Source organism: Corallococcus sp. AB049A (assembly GCF_003668885.1).
Taxonomy (GTDB): Bacteria; Myxococcota; Myxococcia; order Myxococcales; family Myxococcaceae; genus Corallococcus; species Corallococcus interemptor.
The window spans coordinates 1-17,070 of record NZ_RAWL01000175.1 but is presented as its reverse complement, the minus strand read 5'-3'; the positions used below and the strand labels follow the sequence as shown (position 1 = coordinate 17,070).

11 protein-coding genes are annotated in these 17,070 nt (G+C 72.4%); 6 read left to right on the top strand and 5 right to left on the bottom strand.

The window, feature by feature from the left end; genetic code table 11:
* The 3 genes from D7X55_RS19730 to D7X55_RS19720 all read right to left on the bottom strand — a co-directional run.
* Positions 1-2,092, bottom strand: a 2,092-nt coding sequence (locus D7X55_RS19730) for a CHASE3 domain-containing protein (protein ID WP_121723879.1), incomplete at its 3' end; no start/stop codon positions are given.
* 172 nt (positions 2,093-2,264) lie between these two features.
* Positions 2,265-3,158, bottom strand: a complete 894-nt coding sequence (locus tag D7X55_RS19725) for a phosphatase PAP2 family protein (RefSeq protein WP_120546817.1) — start codon at positions 3,156-3,158, stop codon at positions 2,265-2,267.
* 59 nt (positions 3,159-3,217) lie between these two features.
* A complete protein-coding gene (locus D7X55_RS19720) occupies positions 3,218-4,126 on the bottom strand; it encodes a LysR family transcriptional regulator (protein ID WP_158616141.1) in 909 nt (302 codons plus the stop codon).
* Between the two features lie 117 nt (positions 4,127-4,243).
* Here D7X55_RS19720 and D7X55_RS19715 point away from each other — a divergent pair, with 117 nt between their 5' ends.
* From D7X55_RS19715 to D7X55_RS19690, 6 genes are all read left to right on the top strand, one after another.
* A complete protein-coding gene (locus tag D7X55_RS19715) occupies positions 4,244-5,182 on the top strand; it encodes an alpha/beta fold hydrolase (protein WP_158626398.1) in 939 nt (312 codons plus the stop codon).
* A 531-nt stretch (positions 5,183-5,713) separates the two neighbouring features.
* The gene (locus tag D7X55_RS19710) at positions 5,714-8,959 is read left to right on the top strand and encodes a PD-(D/E)XK nuclease family protein (protein ID WP_121723878.1); all 3,246 of its coding nucleotides are present in this window, start codon (positions 5,714-5,716) and stop codon (positions 8,957-8,959) included.
* Positions 8,956-12,615, top strand: coding sequence for a UvrD-helicase domain-containing protein (locus D7X55_RS19705; protein ID WP_121723877.1), 3,660 nt, complete (start codon positions 8,956-8,958; stop codon positions 12,613-12,615). The genes D7X55_RS19710 and D7X55_RS19705 overlap by 4 nt, the downstream gene beginning before the upstream one ends.
* 12 nt (positions 12,616-12,627) lie before the next feature.
* Positions 12,628-13,938, top strand: coding sequence for an adenylosuccinate synthase (locus tag D7X55_RS19700; RefSeq protein WP_121723876.1), 1,311 nt, complete (start codon positions 12,628-12,630; stop codon positions 13,936-13,938).
* A 56-nt stretch (positions 13,939-13,994) separates the two neighbouring features.
* A complete protein-coding gene (locus D7X55_RS19695; RefSeq protein ID WP_121723875.1) occupies positions 13,995-14,873 on the top strand; it encodes a lipopolysaccharide assembly protein LapB in 879 nt (292 codons plus the stop codon).
* A gap of 64 nt (positions 14,874-14,937) precedes the next feature.
* The gene (locus tag D7X55_RS19690) at positions 14,938-15,378 is read left to right on the top strand and encodes a PH domain-containing protein (protein WP_120546815.1); all 441 of its coding nucleotides are present in this window, start codon (positions 14,938-14,940) and stop codon (positions 15,376-15,378) included.
* Positions 15,379-15,389: 11 nt separating this feature from the next.
* Here the strand turns inward: D7X55_RS19690 and D7X55_RS19685 are convergent, their stop codons facing one another.
* Entirely contained in the window at positions 15,390-16,229 is an 840-nt protein-coding gene (locus tag D7X55_RS19685; protein ID WP_120546814.1) for an FHA domain-containing protein, read from the bottom strand.
* A 129-nt stretch (positions 16,230-16,358) separates the two neighbouring features.
* Positions 16,359-16,898, bottom strand: a complete 540-nt coding sequence (locus D7X55_RS19680) for a hypothetical protein (protein ID WP_233609943.1) — start codon at positions 16,896-16,898, stop codon at positions 16,359-16,361.
* Positions 16,899-17,070 lie beyond the last annotated feature (172 nt).

Here is a 17,070-nt window from a genome sequence, read left to right as displayed (position 1 = left end):
GGGGGAGGGTGACGGTGAAGGTGCTGCCCTCGCCCGGCGCGCTGCTGACGGTGACGTCGCCGCCCATCAGCCGCGCCAGGTCCCGGGAGATGGACAGGCCCAGGCCGGTGCCGCCGTACTTGCGGTGGGTGCTGCCGTCGGCCTGGCGGAAGGCCTCGAAGATGGGCCCCTGCAGCTCGCTCGGGATGCCGATGCCGGAGTCGCGCACGCGGAACACCAGGCGCCCCGGGCCTTCCGTGGCGACGGTGAGCGCCACCTCGCCGGCTTCCGTGAACTTGAACGCGTTGGCGAGCAGGTTCTTGAGCACCTGTCCCAGCCGCCGGGGATCCGTCTCCAGCGTCAAGGGCACGTCCGGCGCGACGGTGGTGGTGAAGCGCAGGCCCTTCTGTCCGGCCACGGGCTGGAAGGTGCGCGTCAGGTTCTCCACGAAGCGCGGGAGGCTCACGGTCTCCCGCTGCACCTCCACCTTGCCCGCTTCGATGCGCGACAGGTCCAGGATGTCGTTGATGAGGGCGAGCAGCTCATTGCCCGCGGACCCGATGGTCTGCGCGAACTTCACCTGCTCCGGGGTGAGGTTGCCGTCCTTGTTGTCCGCCAGCAGCTTCGCGAGGATGAGCGAGCTGTTGAGCGGCGTGCGCAGCTCGTGGCTCATGTTGGCCAGGAACTCGCTCTTGTAGCGGTTGGTGCGCTCCAGCTCCGCGGCCTTGTCCGTGAGGGTGACCTTGGCCACGGCCAGCGCGTCGCGCTGGTTCTCCAAAAGGCGCGCCTGCTGCTCCAGCTGGGCGTTGGTCTGCTCCAGCTCCGCCTGCTGGTTCAAGAGCCGCGCCTGGGACTCCTTGAGGACGCGGCTCTGCTCCTCAACCTCCTCGTTGGAGGCGCGCAGCTCCTCCTGCTGGCGCTGGGTCTCCTCCAGCAGCGCTTCCAGGCGGGTGCGGTCGAGCGAGCCGCGCACCGCGACGCCAATGGCCTCGGACACGCGCTGGAGCAGCTCCAGGTCCGAAGGCTGCACCGGGTGCAGGAAGCCCAGCTCCACCACCGCGTGGGCCTGGCCGTCCACCTGGGCGGGCGCGATGAGCAGGTGGCGGGGGCGGCCGCGTGCCAGGCCGGACGCGATGGGCAGGTAATCTTCGGGCACGTCGCGCAGGTGGAGGACGCGGCCCTCCTTGAGGGCCTGTCCGGCCAGTCCTTCGCCGGGGACCAGCGTGTCGTCGCGCGTGGCCAGGTCCTTGGGCAGCGCATGGCCCGCGACGCGGCGGAGGCGGTTCGTCGCGTCCGCGGCGTAGAGCGCCCCCACCTGGGCGTCCATCGTGTGGGCGAGCACGCGCAGGATGTTGTCGCCCAGCCGGTCCAGGCGCTGCTCGCCCTGCATGCGCGTGGCGAGCGCGGCCTGTCCGGCCTGGAGCCACGACTCGATGGCGCGGGCGCGGAAGTCGCGCGCGGCGGTGTACGCGGCGATGCCCAGGAGCGCGAAGAGCAGGAGGGATCCGCTCAGGGTGACGGCGAGGGACAGGTTGGCGGACTCCTGGAACTGCCCGTAGCGCAGGGTGAGCAGCCTGCGCTCCTCCAGCTCCATCTCCTCCACGGCGGCGCGGATGGTGCTCATGGAGGCGAAGCCGCGGTCCTCCTTCACCACGGCGATGGCGTGCCGGCTGTCGCCCCGCAGCTGCAGGTCCACGGTCTCCTGCAGCTCCGCCAGCTTCTCCGTGACGGCGGCCTCCAGCCGGTCCAGCCGCTGCTGCTGCACGGCGCTGTCGGAGACGAGCCCGCGAAGCTCCTTCAGCTTCGCCGGCAGCGTCTTCTTCGCGAGGGTGTAGGGGCTGAGGTAGCTCTCCGCGCCCGTGAGCAGGAAGCCGCGCTGGCCCGTCTCCGCGTCCTTCACGGTGGACAGCACCTCCTCCAGCTCCGCCACGACGGTGAGCGTGTGCGTCACCAGCTCGCCCGTGGACGCGCGCGTCTTGAGGGTGCGGTAGGAGAGCAGCGCGATGGCGAGCACCGCCAGCGCCGCCAGGGTGAAGCCCGTGAACGTGGAGGGGGGCAGCGCGGGCCCGAAGCGCTCGACGCGCGGGGCGTCCTTCCCGTGAGGCGCGCTCACGGGCACCTCCAGGGGGCGCACGGAAGGTAGACCATCAAGGTGGAGCGCACGGAAGGACCCGTCCGACGAAGATGGACGGAGGGACTACCATGTCATCCGGGTGCGTCCGGGAGCCCGGCGCGACGAAGTGTCGGCTTGTGCGCGCCGGGCGGTGGCGCCTGGCTGCTTGTGGCTAGAAGGCGCCGGACAGGCCCACCATCTGGGTCCCGACCATCGGGTTGAGTGACACCGAGGACGGCCGCGCGGGGGAGGGGGCTTCGTCGTCCACGCGGCTGTGCAGGAGCAGGGGCACGGCGACGCCGAACGCGGCGCCCATCACGGCGCCGGTGAGCACGTCGGAGAGGTAGTGCTTGTCCGCGCCCATGCGCAGGAGGCCCACGGACGCGGCGAGCGGCAGGCCCACGCCCCAGATGACGGCCTGGTGCTTGTAGCCGCGCAACGAGGCCACGGTGCCGGCGGACACGGCCAGGGAGAAGGCCAGGTTGGTGTGGCCGCTGTAGAACGACAGGTTGTTGTCAGTGGGGTGCGCGGTGAGGCCCTTCTCCTCTTCCGGGAGGACGTGGACGAAGGGGCGCTCGCGGCCCACGGCGAACTTCACGGCCTGGTTGGCCACGGAGGCGAGCACGGCGCTCTGCACCATGATGGCGGCGTCCTGGGCGAAGAACTCCGTGGAGGCACCGCTGCTGCGGCCCACGGCGTACTGGGTGCCCAGGATGCCCAGCGGCACCCCCGCGAACCCGAGGATGTTGCTCCAGGTGTCCGCGCGCTTGCGGGAGGCCTCCGTGCTGCCCGCGAGGCCCCGCCCCCAGCGATCCAACCGGTTGAGCCGGTCCGTGCCGTCCGGCGCGCGGTCGCACCAGCGGCACTGCGCCGGGGCCAGGTTGTCCTTGAAGACGGACTCGCTGGAGATCCACAGCACGCCCGCGGTGCCGGTGATGATGCCGTCGCGGGTCCAGTTGAAGCGCAGCGCGCGCGGCGCATCGGAGGGCTCCTGCGCGGCGGCGGGAGACAGCGGCGCCAGCAGCAGCAGGCAGAAGGTGGCCAGGGTCCGGTAGGAGGCAAGCATGGGGCGGCGGAGCATAAAGGCGCTCCGCCCCTTTCCCACAATCCCGGTTGCGTGGGTTTTCAGCGCGCCCCGGCCTCGTCCTCCTCGACGAGCCGCGCCAGGAAGTCGCCCAGGGCCTTCACCTTGGGCGGGGTGCGCCGGGCCTGGGGCCAGACGAGCCAGAGCGCGCCACGCTCCAGGGAGTGTTCGCGCAGGAAGGGGCGCAGCGTGCCGGCCTCCAGCTCCGGGCGGATCATCAGCTCCACGAACTGGGCGATGCCGAAGCCCGCCCGGGCCGCGTGGGTGACGGCCTCGCTGTTGTTGAAGACGAAGGTCTCCGGGATGCGCGGGGCGGGGGCGCCCGGGGGCTGGCGCAGGGCCCAGGACTCCACGCGGCCGGTGGACACGAAGCGGTAGCGGATGCAGTCGTGCTCCTGGAGCGCGTCGAGCGAGCGCGGCGTGCCATGCGCCTGGAGGTACGCGGGCGACGCGCAGAGGATGAAGCGCTTGGGGCCCAGGCGGCGGCGCATGAGGCGCGAGCCGGTGAGCTCCCCGCAGCGCACGGCCGCGTCCAGTCCGTCCCCCACGATGTCGGCCACGTGGTCGTTGACGTCCAGGTCCAGCTCCAGGTGCGGGTACTCGCGGCGGAAGCGCTGGAGGTTGGGGATGATGAGGCGCAGCGCGAGCATCTCCGGGACGGAGACGCGCACGCGGCCCCTGGGAGTGCGAACGGCGTGGGCGAGCTCCGACTCCGCGTCGCGAAGTTCGGTGAGGGCGCGCACGCAGCGCTCGTGGAAGCGGGCGCCCTGTTCGGTGAGGTGCATGCGCCGCGTGGTGCGCTGGAAGAGGCGGGTGCCCAGGCGCTCCTCCAGGCGGGCCACGCTCTTGCTCGCGGCGGAAGGCGTGATGCCCAGCGCGCGGGCGGCGGAGGCGAAGCTCCCGGTCTCCGCGACGCGGGCGAAGACGCCGATGGCGGACAGGCTCTCCATGCGTTCCTCCGGGGCTTGATGATTCCGGACGCGGGTGTCCGGAGTGAAATGGCAGACAGCGTCATTTCGCGCACGCCTTTTCCACCGCATGAATGCTGGGGAAAGGAAACACGCGCCATGTCCACGCCTCTGAAGCCCACGAACAGGTCATCCCCCATTCCCCGCCGCGACATGCTGGGAGCGGGAGCCGCGCTGATGCTCGCCGGTTGTGCGACCGCGTCCGGCACGGGAACGCGCGAGGCTGTGACGGGGAGCCCGGTGGCCTTCACCCAGCATCGGTTCACCTCCGCGGACGGCACGTCGCTGTCGTACTTCCGGCGAGGACAGGGGCCCGCGCTCGTGTGGGTCCACGGCACGCTCAGCACGTGGGACGACTGGCGGGACGTGGCGTCACGGCTGTCTCCGCGCTTCACGAACTTCGTGCTGGAGCGGCGCGGGCGAGGAGCCAGCGCGGATGGAGCGGCGTACGCGCTGGAGCGCGAGGTGGAGGACGTGCTCGCGTTGATGGAGGAGGCGGGGCCTGGCGCCTCGCTGTTCGGCCATTCGCTGGGCGGCATTCTCGCGCTGGAGGCAGCGGTGCGGAGGTCTCCGGCGCGGCTGGTGCTCTACGAGCCGCCATTTCCCATCTCCCAGCGCATCACGCGTGAGGCCGTGGAACGGGTCCGGACGACCTGGAAGCGCGAGGGGCCGGACGCGGCGCTCGTGGCCGCGCAGCACCACATCTTCCGGATGCTCACGGTGGAGCAACTCGAAGCCTTCCGGCAGACGCCCCAGTGGGCGAAGCAGCTGGGGATGATGGAGACCTTCCTGCGCGAAATCAGCGCGGTGGCGGAGCTCCCGATGGGAGTGGAGCGCTTCCGCGCGGTGGACACCGCGACCCGGGTGGTCCTGGGAGACCAGAGTCCGCGGGTGCTCCTGGCGGAACCCGCCCAAGCCCTGACCCAGGTCCTCCCGCGAGCAACCCTCCGGGTGTTGCCAGGACAAGGCCACGTGGCCCACGTCTCCGCCCCCGCGCTCCTCGCCCAAGAAGTAGAGGACTTCCTCACCGCAAGCTGAAGCACGAACCAGGCCCGACCCTGTGGCTGCCCTGGTCAGCAACGCGTCGGGCAGGTTGCCGAGGTGCCTGGCGCAGGACTCCAGAACCTGTCCGACAGTCCGACCGGCTTCGCGGAGCCGAGGCGCCGGTGGTGCCGTTCCAGAACCTGTCCGACAGTCCGACAGGTTCGCAGCGATGGGGCATCAGCGGCGGCGCTCCGGCCCCTGTCCGACTGTCCTACGGGTTTCGTGGAACCGCAGCGCCGGTCGTGCCGCTCCAAAACCTGTCCGACTGTCCGACAGGTTTCGCGACAACGCGGCGCCGGCCGTGGCGCCTGGAGGCTCCGACCCGGTCCGACTGTCGGACAGGTTTTCAGACCCTGGGCGCCCCCGGGCTGACCGGTGCTGTCCCGGGTCGGGCGGAAGCCTTGTGTCCTCGGACTTCCCGGGTTCCGAGGGCAGCAGGCGGGCGGACGACGGGCCAGGGTGTGGGAATGGACACAAAGGAGCATGAAAACGGCGCCCCTGGCCGTTCTAGAGTCCTCGCCCCGCATGTCCCGCCCTGGCCGCACACTTCACGTCTTCCCCGATGCCGCGCGCCGCCAGGCTGCCCTGCGGGCGGAGCGGCGTGCGCGGGGCATCAGCGTGGGGACCCACCTGCTCACGTGGGACGACTTCGTCCACGCGCTGGGTGGCGCGCGCGAGCTCAACCGCCGGCCCTGTCCCGCCATGACGGCCCGCGCCGTGGTGTCAGGCCTGGGCGCTACCCTGGGCCCCACCCCGTTCGGCGACTACGTGCGCGAGCCCGCCTTCGCCCGCGCCGCCGCGGATGTCCTGCTGGACCTGAAGGCCGGCCGCCTCACCCCGCGCGAGCTCCAGGACGCCGCGGAGGTGCTGCCGCCCGAGCGCCGCACCCGCGCGCGTGTCCTCGCCCGGCTCTATCACCTGTACGAACAGCGCCTCGCGGAGCTGGGGCTCGCGGACCGCGAGGACGTGCTCCGGGGCGCGCGCGAGGCGCTGGACCGGGGCGCGTGGCCCTCGGGCTGGGACGGCGTGACGGCGCTGGTGCTCCATGGCGTCTACGACGTGCGCCCGTCCAAGCTGGAGCTGCTGATGGGGCTCGCCGCCGCGTGCGAGGCCCGGCGCGTGTCGCTGCGCGTGGAGACGCCCGTGGGCGGTTCGCCGGTGGCTGACGCGGCGCTCGCGGCGCTGTTCCGCGCCTTCGAGAACCGGGGCGAGACCATGCCCCACGTGGACCTCTTCAAGGCCGACGTCACCTTCGAGGGCCGCCCCTTCACGGACCTGGGCCGCCACCTGTTCTCACCCCGCGCCGCGCGCGACGTGCTGAAGGGCGCGGTGGACGGGCTGTCCGTGTGGAACGCCACGAACGCGCGCGAGGAGGCCCGCGTGGTGGCCCGCGACGTGCGCCGCCTCATCGACGCGGGCAGCGCGCCGGGCGACATCGCCATCGCGTACCGGGACCTGGGCCCGGAGGCGGGCTGGCTCGCGGAGGCGCTGGGCGACCTGGGCGTGCCGGTGCGCCTGCCCTGGGGTGAACCGCTCGCGCTCGCGGGGCCGGTGCGGCTGGCCCTGGAGCTGCCGGTGCTGATGGAGGACGGCTTCCCCGCCGAGCGCGTCGCGGAGCTCGTCTCCAGCCGCTACGTGCCCTCGCTGTCGCGCGGAGGGCCGGACGCGCCCGCGACCCTCTTCGCGCTCGCCGCCGCGCGCGACGATCGCCTGGGCGCCACGCGAGGCAAGGGCGCCTACGACGTGCGCCTGGACGGGCTCGCGCGCCGGATGGCCGCGCAGGGCGGCAAGCGCAAGGAGGACGCGGTCAAGGTGATGGCCGTGCGCGCCCTGCGAGACCGCGTGATGCGGCTCATCGCCGAATGCCGCGACATCCCCCAGGAAGCCCCCGCCGCGGAGTCCGTGGCCGCGTGGTGGAAGGTCGTGGAGCGGCTGGGCCTCCTGGACTCCGCGGGGCCCCTGGAGGCTCACGAAGCCGGAGACCTGGGCGCGCGCATCGAGGACGCCAGGGCCCGCGACGACGCGGCGCTCGCGGCGTTCCGTCAGCGGATGGAGGCGCTGCTGCGCTCACTGCACGCCGTGGGCGGAGGCCCGCGCATCACCCGGCGCGTGCTGGGCCGCTGGCTGGCGGACGCGCTGCGCGACGTGCACCTGCCCGCGCGAGGCCCCTCCACGGGCGCGGTGGAGGTGTTGGAGCTGGCCGAAGTGCCGGGACGCACCTTCCGCCACCTCTTCGTCGCCGGGCTCACGGAGGGCCGCCTGCCCGGAAGGGATCCGCCGTCGCCGCTGCTCGGAGACGCGGAGCGCGTGGCGCTCAACCAGCACCTGACCCGCGACGTGTTCCGCCTCACCGGCGGCGAGTTCGACGACCGCGCACCCTGGCGCCTCACGGAGGACCGGCTGCTCTTCGCCAGCGCGCTCGCGGCGGCGGAGGGCACGTTGAGCCTGTCGTTCGCGGTGAAGGCCGCGGGCGGGCAGGAGCAGGTGCCGTCCGCGTTCCTGGAAGAGGTGCGCCGGCTCACCGGCCACAAGTGGTCCACGCGCGCGCTGCCTCCGGTGCTGCCGCTGGACGAAGTGCTCACGCTCCCGGAGCTGCGGCGCACCGTGGCCCTGGAGGCGCTGGCGGGCCTGACGTTCCCCTCCCTGCGCGTCACGGAGCCGGACCCCGCGGGCCAGGTGCTCAAGGAGCGCTTCGGCACGGACGACTGGTTCCGCAGCGCGCGCGAGCTGGCCCACATGGAGGCCGCGCGCCTGCGCTTCTTCGGCCGCGAGGACGAGCTGCCCGGCGAGTTCACCGGCGGCGTGCAGGGCCCCCTGCTGGAGCAGAAGCTGCGCGAGACGTTCCACTTCGGCCTGGAGCGCCCGCTGTCCGCCAGCGCCCTGTCGAAGTTCGGCAACTGCGGCTTCCAGGGCTTCATCGCCTACGGCCTGAAGGTCGCCGAGCCCGTGGTGGCCAACGAGGAGTTCGACGCCCGGGGCCGGGGCACCTTCTGGCACCGCGTGATGGAGGAGGTGTTCCAGGCGCTCAAGGAGAAGAAGCTCCTGGGCCAGGCGCCGGAGGACATCCCGGAAGAGGTGCTGGAGAAGGCGGTCAAGAAGGCCAGCCGGCACTTCGCGGAGCTGTACCACGTGGGCCACCACGAGCTGTGGAAGCTCGCGGGAGAGAAGGCCCAGGCCATGGCCCGGCGCATCCTCGCGGATCCGAAGCGCGGCCTGCCGTTTGATCCACTGGTCCCCGAAGGCTTCGAGCTGCGCTTCGGCCCGGCGGCCGACGACAAGCGCTGGAGCGACGTGAAGCTGATGGTCGCCGAGGACGCCATCGTCTTCGAGGGTCAAATCGACCGGCTGGACACGGCCAGCGGGGAGGTGGGCGTCATCGACTACAAGACGGGCCGCCTGGACAAGCGCACGCTGAAGGAGAACCTGCTGCGCTCGGACTTCCAGCTCCCGCTGTACCTCTACGCCGCGCGCGTCGCGGGCCACGTGGGCGCGAAGAACGCGGCGTGGTTCTCGCTGCGCACGGGCGACGCCATCCACCTGTCCTCGGTGATGCCGCCCGCGGAGCTGGAGGACCTGCTGTCCACCGACCCGGAGGTGCGCCAGCGCGTGGCGGACGCCGCGGGCCTCAACCTGCCCAACGCGGTGGAGTCGCTGGTGCGCCAGCTGCGCAAGGGCGACTTCCCGGCGCGGCCCAATGACTGCGGCAAGTGCGGCTACCGCGCGGTGTGCCGCATCACCGAGCGCCGCATCTCGGACGAGGGGAGCGGATGAGCGACACCGCACCCCACATGCTCGCGCTGGAGAAGAACCTGGCCCTGATGGCCGGCGCCGGCGCGGGCAAGACGTACAGCCTGGTGACCATGACGCTGCACCTGTTCGCGGGAGCGCGGCAGGCGGAGCCGCTGCGTCCCTCCCGGCTGTGCATGCTCACGTTCACGGACAAGGCCGCCGCCGAAATGCGCAAGCGCGTCCGCGAGCGCCTGGACGCCCTGGCCCAGGGGGACGTTCCGCAAGACGCGGAGAAGGACCTGCGCGCGTCGCTCGCGAGGCTGGAGCGCCCGTTCCCCACGCAGGACCAGTGGCGCAAGGTGCGCGAGGAGCTGGGCGCCGCGACGGTGGGCACGTTCCACTCGCTCTGCGGACAGCTGCTGCGCCGGGCGCCGCCCGCGGTGGGCATCGACCCTGCCTTCGAGGTGCTGGACGAGCTGGAGGCCGCGGGCCTGCTGGAGGACGTCACCGAACGCGTCGTCCTGGACGCGCTGGAGGGCGGCGACGCGCGCGTGCGTGAGCTGTGCGCGGAGCTGGGCTTCTCGGGCTCCGGCTTCTCCGACGGGCTCGTGGCCGCGCTGATGGACGTCTACGGCACGCTGCGGGAGGAGGGCCTCAAGGCCGCCACCGCGCGCGTGGGCGACGGCGTGGCGGACAAGGCGCAGCTCGAAGCCCTCATCGAGGATTGCCGCCGCCTGTGCCTGGAGGCCCGAGCCCAGGACACCAAGGGCGAGTGGAGCACGCTGCTGTCCGCGTGCGAGGCCCCGCTGAAGGGCATGACGCCGGACACGTTCATGCAGCCGGCTCACTTCCCGACGCTGCGCAACGTGCTGCTGTCGGAGCCGCGCAACCTGGCCAACCTGCGCAAGGGCGCGGGCGCGTGCCTGAAGGAACTGCTCTGGAAGGTGAAGGGCAAGAGCGACGGCTCCGTGCGGCGGCTGGAGGATGCCTATGCCGCGTGGCGCACGGCGCCCTTCGAGGCGACCTTCCGCGACCTGCTCACCCAGGTGGAGGAGCGGCACGACGCGGAGCTGGCCCGGCGCAACGTGTTCGACTTCACCTCGCTGCTGGTGAAGGCGCGCGACCTGCTGCGCGACCATCCGGAGTTCCGTCAGCAGACGCAGGAGCGGCTGGGCGCGCTGCTGGTGGACGAGTTCCAGGACACCAACCGGCTGCAGCTGGAGCTGGTGCTGCTCCTGGCGGAGAAGCGCGAAGGCGGCCCGCGCGAGCTGGCGCCGGGCGCGGACCTGGTGGCCTCGCTGCCCCTGGAGCCCGCGTTCCTGTGCGCGGTGGGTGACCGCAAGCAGTCCATCTACGAGTTCCGTGGCGCGGACGTGTCCGTGTTCAAGGTCCTGGCGGACAAGATCGAAGACGAAGGAGGCATGCGCGGCTTCCTCCAGAACAACTACCGCTCGCTGCCGGGCGTCCTGACCTTCTTCAACCGCGCGTTCGCCGGACTGCTCGTGGCGAAGGAGGAGACGCCGCGCCCCTTCGAGGTCGTCTACGAGCCGAAGACAGACGACCTGTCGCCCACGCGCCCGAACCTGGCGGACGGGCCCGTGGTGGAGCGGTTGACCCTGCCGGAGGCCGACACCGCACCGGAGCTGCGCGAATACGAAGCGGACGCGGTGGCCCGCAGGCTGCGGGTGATGCTCGCGCCCGGCGCTCCGCCCGCGGTGATGGCGGAGGACAAGAAGGGCCTGCGTCCCGCGCGCGGCGGCGACGTGGCCATGCTCTTCCGGACCTTCACGCACCTGGAGGAGTACCGGCAGGCGTTGATCCGCCACGGCGTGCCGCACCGGGTGCTGCGAGGCCGCGGCTTCTACGGAGCGCAGGAGGTGCGCGACCTCGCCTCGTTGCTGGCGCTGCTCGCGGACGCGGACGACGCGCTGGCGTTCGCCGCGGTGCTGCGCTCGCCCCTGGTAGGCCTGTCGGACGCATCGCTGTTCCGGCTCGCGGGGGACCTGCCGCTGTCGCTCGGCTCACCCCGGCTGGTGGACGAAGAGGTCCGCGCCGCCATGTCCGCGCGCGAGCGGTCCCGGCTGACGCGCTTCCTGGAACTCATCCCCGTGCTGCGGCGCGAGCGGGATCGGCTGGGCGTGCATGCCCTCTTGCAGTCCGCGCTGGACGCGACGGGCTACCGTGAAGCGCTGGCGGGCTCGCCCTACGCGGAGCAGGCGAGCGCCAACGTGGAGAAGCTGCTGTCGCTCGCGGCGCGCAGGGACGAGCGCGGCACGGGAGGCTGCGTGGCCTTCGCGCGCGAGCTGCGCCAGCTGGCGGACTCCGACCCCAACGAGGCCCAGGCGGACCTGCTGGACGAAGGCGACCCGCGCGCCGTGCAGCTGCTCACCATCCACCGCGCCAAGGGCCTGGAGTGGCCCGTGGTCATCGTGCCCGGGATGGGCGGCCGCCGTCGCACCACGTCCGCGCGCGCGTACTTCGAGCGCTCCTTCGGCCTGGCCCTGCGGCCATGGATGCCGGACTCGCTGGACACCTTCACCTCCGAGCGCTTCGAGGCCGTGCGCGCCGAGCTGAAGGCCCGCGAGGACGCCGAATACCTGCGCCTGCTCTACGTGGCCCTCACGCGCGCCAAGGACCTGCTCGTGCTGTCGGGCGGCGAGGAGAAGCGCGCGGGCACCGACACGTGGTGGCACCGCATGGACCGGCGGCTGGACGTGGATCCGGACCTGCGGGCGCTCGCCCTCGACGTGGACGTGGAGCAGCTGCCGCCGCCCGCGGATCCGGAGCCGCCCTCGGAGGAGCAGCTGGAGCAGGCGCGGATCCGCCTGGAGTCCGCGCTGGAGCGGATGTCCGACGCGGCGCCCGCGGCCCTCTTCACCGACGCACCGGTGATGGCCTCCGTGCGCGCGCTCCAGGACTTCCTCACCTGCCCGCGCCGCTACCACCAGCGCCACCGGCTGGGGCTCGCCGCCGGATCCGAGCCATGGGAGTCCCCCTCGCACGCCGCACCGCTCTTCGTCGAGCCCGACGGCTGGCTGCCCGTGGAGCGTCCGGACCAGCTCGTCACGCGGCTGTTGCGCGAGGTGGACCTGTCGCTCGCCGGGCCGGACGCGGAGGCCTCCGAGCGGCGCGCGCACCTGGAGAACCTGCTGCGCGGCGCGGGCCGGGATCCGGAGGAGGACGAGCTGGGAGCCGTGCTCACCACCGTGGAGCGCTTCCTGGGCACGACGTTCGCCCGCCAGCTCGCGGCGGCGCCCGCGTCCTCCATCCACCGGGGCCTGGACTACGTCCTGGACCTGGATGACGGCGCCAGCGTGGAGGGCGCGGTGGATCTGCTCTGGGAGTCACCGGACGGAGAGGCCGTGGCGGTGCTCCTGCGCCCGGGCGCCCGCCATCCCCTGGGCCCGGCCGCGTGTGTCCACGAGCTGACGGCGCTGGCCCTGGCCTCGAAGCGGATGGTGCGCGACGGGGTGCCCGTGCGGGTGGGCGTGGCCTTCCTGGGGGATGCGTCCCCGGAGCCGGAATTCCTCCCGGCCGGAGCCTCCGACCCCGGGGCGGTGCGCCGGCTGGCCGAGGGCGTCCGGGCCCTGGCCCAGGCCGAAATCACGGGGGCATGGCAGGGGTGGGACAAGGCGGCCTGCCAGGCCCTTCACTGCGGCTTCGCGGAACACTGTCACCCGGCCCCTCCCGCGTGCTAAGCGGCGGGCACCATGCCGAACGTCGTCGTCATCGGAGCGCAGTGGGGAGATGAGGGGAAGGGCAAGGTCGTCGACCTTCTCACCGAGCACGCCCAGGTGGTCGTCCGTTTCCAGGGCGGCAACAACGCGGGCCACACGCTGGTGGTGGGCGGGCAGAAGACCGTCCTGCACCTGATCCCGTCCGGCATCCTTCATCCGGGCAAGACGTGTGTCATTGGCAACGGGGTGGTGGTGGATCCCGCCGTCCTCGTCGGGGAGATTGACGCGCTCAAGCCGCGCGGCTTCCTCAAGGATGACGCCCAGCTGCTCATCTCCGACAACGCCCACGTCATCTTCCCGTGGCACAAGCTGCTGGACAGCTTCCGCGAGAAGGCCCGTGGCGGCAGCGCCATTGGCACCACGGGGCGGGGCATTGGCCCGGCCTACGAGGACAAGGTGGCCCGCCGGGGCATCCGCGTGCGCGACCTGCTCCACCCGGAGCGCCTGCGCCGCCGCATCGACGAGCGCCTGCCCGCCGCGCTGGAGGAGCTGAAGGACCTCTGCGCCAAGGCGGGCGTGGACGTGCCGATCCTGGAGACGCCGCAGGTGCACGCGGAGTTCTCCGCCCTGGGCGAGCGGCTGCGCCCCTACGTGCACGACGTGTCCCTCTTCCTCTCCGAGCAGGTCCGCCGCGGCGCCCGCATCCTCTTCGAGGGCGCGCAGGGCACGCTGCTGGACGTGGACCACGGCACCTATCCGTTCGTCACCAGCTCCAACTGCGTGGCGGGCAACGCCGCGGTGGGCTCGGGCCTGGGGCCCACGGCCATCGACAAGGTGATGGGCATCAGCAAGGCGTACACCACGCGCGTCGGCGGAGGCCCGTTCCCCACGGAGCTGAGCGACGAGCTGGGAGACCGGCTGCGCAAGGTGGGCGACGAGTTCGGCGCCACCACGGGCCGCCCGCGCCGCTGCGGCTGGCTGGACGGCGTGGTGCTGCGCTACGCGGTGCGCGTCAACGGCCTGTGGGGCCTGGCGCTCACCAAGCTGGACGTGCTCAGCGGCATCAAGACGCTCAGCATCTGCAACGCGTACGAGCTGGACGGCCAGCGCGTCACGGAGCTGCCCGGTGACTACGAGGACCTGGCGCGCGTGAAGCCCATCTACGAGTCGCTGCCCGGCTGGGACGAGAAGATCGCCGGCGTGCGCACCTTCGACGAGCTGCCGGAAGCCGCCAAGCGCTACGTGCGCCGCGTGGAAGAGGTCAGCGGCGTGCCAGTGGTGTGCGTCTCCGTGGGCGCCGACCGCGGCGAGACGGTGCTCCTGCAGAACCCCTTCCGCAGCTAGGAAGGACGCAGGCCGCAGTGGTCCTGGCCCGCCGGGGGCCAGGACGGGAGAGGGACATGGTTCGCACGCGCAGGTTCCAGCTCGGAGTCTCGGCGGTGGTGTGGCTCGGCACGATGGCGGTGCCCGCCTGGGCTCAGCCCCCGAGCGCACAGCCCCCGGCCGCGCGCGCACCGGGCCCGGCCACCGACACGAAGCCCGGTCCCGTGGAAGCGCAGCCCCAGCGCACGTCGCAGGCCGTGCTGGCGGCCACGCGGATCCGCGACGGGGACGCGCTGATGCGCGAGCGCCGCTACCGTGAGGCGGCCTTCGCCTTCCTCGACGCGGAGCACGCGGCCCCGGATCACGTGGAGGCCCGCTTCAAGCTGGGCAACGCGCTGGCGGTGCTCGGCTACTACGCGCGCGCCATCGAGGAGTGGGAGGCCGCGTCGCGCCTCACCCAGGACGCCGCCATCCGCCAGAGCGCGCAGGACAACATCACCCGCGCGCGCGCGAAGCAGGCGGAGCTGGGAGCATCTCCGCAGGCCGTGGGGCAGCCGCCCGGTTCGGGGCCGGTGGCGGACACGACGCGGGCCCAGGCCCGCCGCGCCTACGAGCAGGGCGTCCAGCACATCAGCCAGCGCGCCTACGCGCCCGCGCTCCAGACGCTGACGCAGGCCCTGCAGCAGGAGCCGCTGTTGACCGTGGCGTACATCGCCCGGGGCAGCGCCAACATCGGGCTGCGGCGCTACGCGGAGGCCGCGGCGGACTACCAGTTCGCGCTGAAGCTGGAGCCGGACGCGGCCTCGCCGCTGTACGGGCTCGCGGAGGCGTACCGCGCGCTGGGCCGCAACCTGGAGGCCCGCGACCTCTACGAGCGCTACTCGCGCTCCACCGCCCCGGACGTGCGCCCCGAGCTGAAAGAGGAGTCCCGCCAGAAGGCCGAGCGCCTGCGCTGACCGGCTGCCTGGTGGGCAGACGGGCATCGTCCAAGGGACTGTCCGGCCCACTATTTTGAAGGGCATGGACCGACGCGAGCCGGCGGTGGAGGGGAAGCAGTCGCAACAGATCTTTCGCCCGCGCAGGGTGCTCGCCGCCGTGATGGCGGCGGCAGGCCTGTTATGGCTGGGCATCTTCGCCTGGCTGTTCCACTTCGACGGAGTGCCGCTGCAGACGTTCCTCTCCGCGGCCTTCTTCGTCGTCTTCTTCGGGGTGGCCGTCGCCTACTACGGCCGCACCCGCATTGAAGTGGACTCCCGGGGCATCACCTGCCGGGGCATGGTGCGCACCCGGCGCTTCTCCTTCGCGGACATCCGCAAGGTGGACATTCTCCCCGGGCCGGTGACGGTCTACGCCATCCGGGGCAGCCAGGGCTTCGTGCACTTCACCAGCTTCTTCCGGCACCACCAGTACCTGGCGCGGCTCCTGGTGGAGCGCGCGGGCCTCTCGCCCCTGCCGGCTTGAGGGCGCCCGCCTCAGCCCGTCGCCGTCAGCAGGAGGGTGGCGAGCAGGGCTCCCAGGACCAGCGCGACGGCTCCCGCGATGAGCCAGCCTTCCAGACGCCGCGGCGCTCCTTCGGGGGCTCGCGGCGTCGCTGCGTCCGCCGGTGCGTCCTCGAAAGCCACCAACGGCCGGGGCACGGGCAGGGCCTTCCCTGACGCCTCATCGAACGCCGCCTGGAACCGGAGCAGCGAACGCCCCAGCTCCAGCACGTCGCCGTCCGCCAGCGGGGCAGGGGACTCCAGGCGCACGCCGTTGAGGAACACGCCGTTGGGCGTCCCCAGGTCCTCCAGCACGAAGCTGGAGTCCTCGCGGCGGATCCGCGCGTGCATCCGCGACACGGCCCGGTCGCGCAGCCGCAGCGCCATGCCGTCACCCCGGCCGATGTCCGTGCACGCCTCCGCGAGCGCGTGACAGCGGCCCACGTCCAGTCCGGTGAGGCAGGTGAGGGAGGCCGCGCGGGACGGCGGTGCGTCCGCGTCCGTCAGCAGGCCCTTGAGCACGGCGATGGTGCCCACGCCGCGCTCGGGGGCGCTGGGCTCGGCGAGCACGCGCAGGCACATCCCGTCCGGAAGGCCCAGCACCTCGCCGGGCACCACCAGGCGGGACACGCCGGGCAGCACGCGCACCGCGTTCACGGTGAAGCTGCGCACCGCCTCCACCATCAGCCGGCCGGAGTCGATGCGCAGGGTCAACAGCCCCGGAGGCAGGCCCTCCAGGTGGACATGGTCCTCGGGGCCGCCGCCCAGCAGGTGGTGGCCCTCGGTCAGCTCGAACGGGGTGGGGGTGCCCAGGTGCTCGAATTCGAAGCGCATGCGGACGCCCGGCAGCAAGCATCACGCCTGCCACCGGACGTCGCGTTTTCGCGGGGTTGCCCCCAGGCCCCATCCAGCCCCGGCCTCCCATGTCCGGAGGCCGGGACGGCGGAAGCCCAGGTCTTCTGGCTAGAAGGTGGCACCCAGGTTGATGGTGCCCACGTAGCGGCCGCCGCTGCTGAACGTCTCGTCGCTGCCCAGGTTCACGTCGGACGGCGGCACCGTGAGCGCGAACTCCTGGTCGAACAGGAAGTTGTAGTTCACGCGCGCGTCCGCGGTGAAGCTGCCGATGTGCAGCCGCAGGCCCGCGCCCACGGGGATGTTGCCCACCGTGTCGTCCTGGAAGCCCGGCGCGAGGGCGCGCACGTTGTAGCGGCTCAGGCCCACGCCGCCCATGACGTACGGCTGCAGCGGCGTGGCCGAAAGGCCCAGCGTCACCGCCGCCTGCGCGCCGTTGCGCACGATGTCCGGCCCGCTGGTGTCCGTCGTCAGCAGGCGGCTGTCGTTGAAGTCACTGATGGCGCCCGTGTAGCCCAGCTCGATGCCCAGCACGTTCGTCGGCTTGATGGCCACGGTCACACCGTAGGCCAGGCCTGGATCAATCTGGTCGCGCAGGCCGCTGGTGTAGCCCTCCACACCGCCGCCCACGAGGAAAGTCAGGCCGCGCATGTCCGCCGACGACCTGCGCAGTTCCGTCGAAGCCGCCTGTGCGGACCCCGCCGCCAACACCGCTACCGCCGCCGCGCCAGCCAACAATCCCTTGCCCATGTGGTCCCCTCCCTGTGTTGGACCTGTCTCTTATACAAATCTGACGCTGCCGACGACTTAATAGGTGTAGACA

Coding starts and splice junctions, on each gene's coding strand:
- D7X55_RS19690 (WP_120546815.1), top strand. CDS start 14,938: ATGGACCGACGCGAGCCGGCGGTGGAGGGGAAGCAGTCGCAACAGATC.
- D7X55_RS19705 (WP_121723877.1), top strand. CDS start 8,956: ATGAGCGACACCGCACCCCACATGCTCGCGCTGGAGAAGAACCTGGCC.
- D7X55_RS19725 (WP_120546817.1), bottom strand. CDS start 3,158: ATGCTTGCCTCCTACCGGACCCTGGCCACCTTCTGCCTGCTGCTGCTG.
- D7X55_RS19710 (WP_121723878.1), top strand. CDS start 5,714: ATGTCCCGCCCTGGCCGCACACTTCACGTCTTCCCCGATGCCGCGCGC.
- D7X55_RS19685 (WP_120546814.1), bottom strand. CDS start 16,229: ATGCGCTTCGAATTCGAGCACCTGGGCACCCCCACCCCGTTCGAGCTG.
- D7X55_RS19720 (WP_158616141.1), bottom strand. CDS start 4,126: ATGGAGAGCCTGTCCGCCATCGGCGTCTTCGCCCGCGTCGCGGAGACC.
- D7X55_RS19715 (WP_158626398.1), top strand. CDS start 4,244: ATGTCCACGCCTCTGAAGCCCACGAACAGGTCATCCCCCATTCCCCGC.
- D7X55_RS19700 (WP_121723876.1), top strand. CDS start 12,628: ATGCCGAACGTCGTCGTCATCGGAGCGCAGTGGGGAGATGAGGGGAAG.
- D7X55_RS19695 (WP_121723875.1), top strand. CDS start 13,995: ATGGTTCGCACGCGCAGGTTCCAGCTCGGAGTCTCGGCGGTGGTGTGG.
- D7X55_RS19680 (WP_233609943.1), bottom strand. CDS start 16,898: ATGCGCGGCCTGACTTTCCTCGTGGGCGGCGGTGTGGAGGGCTACACC.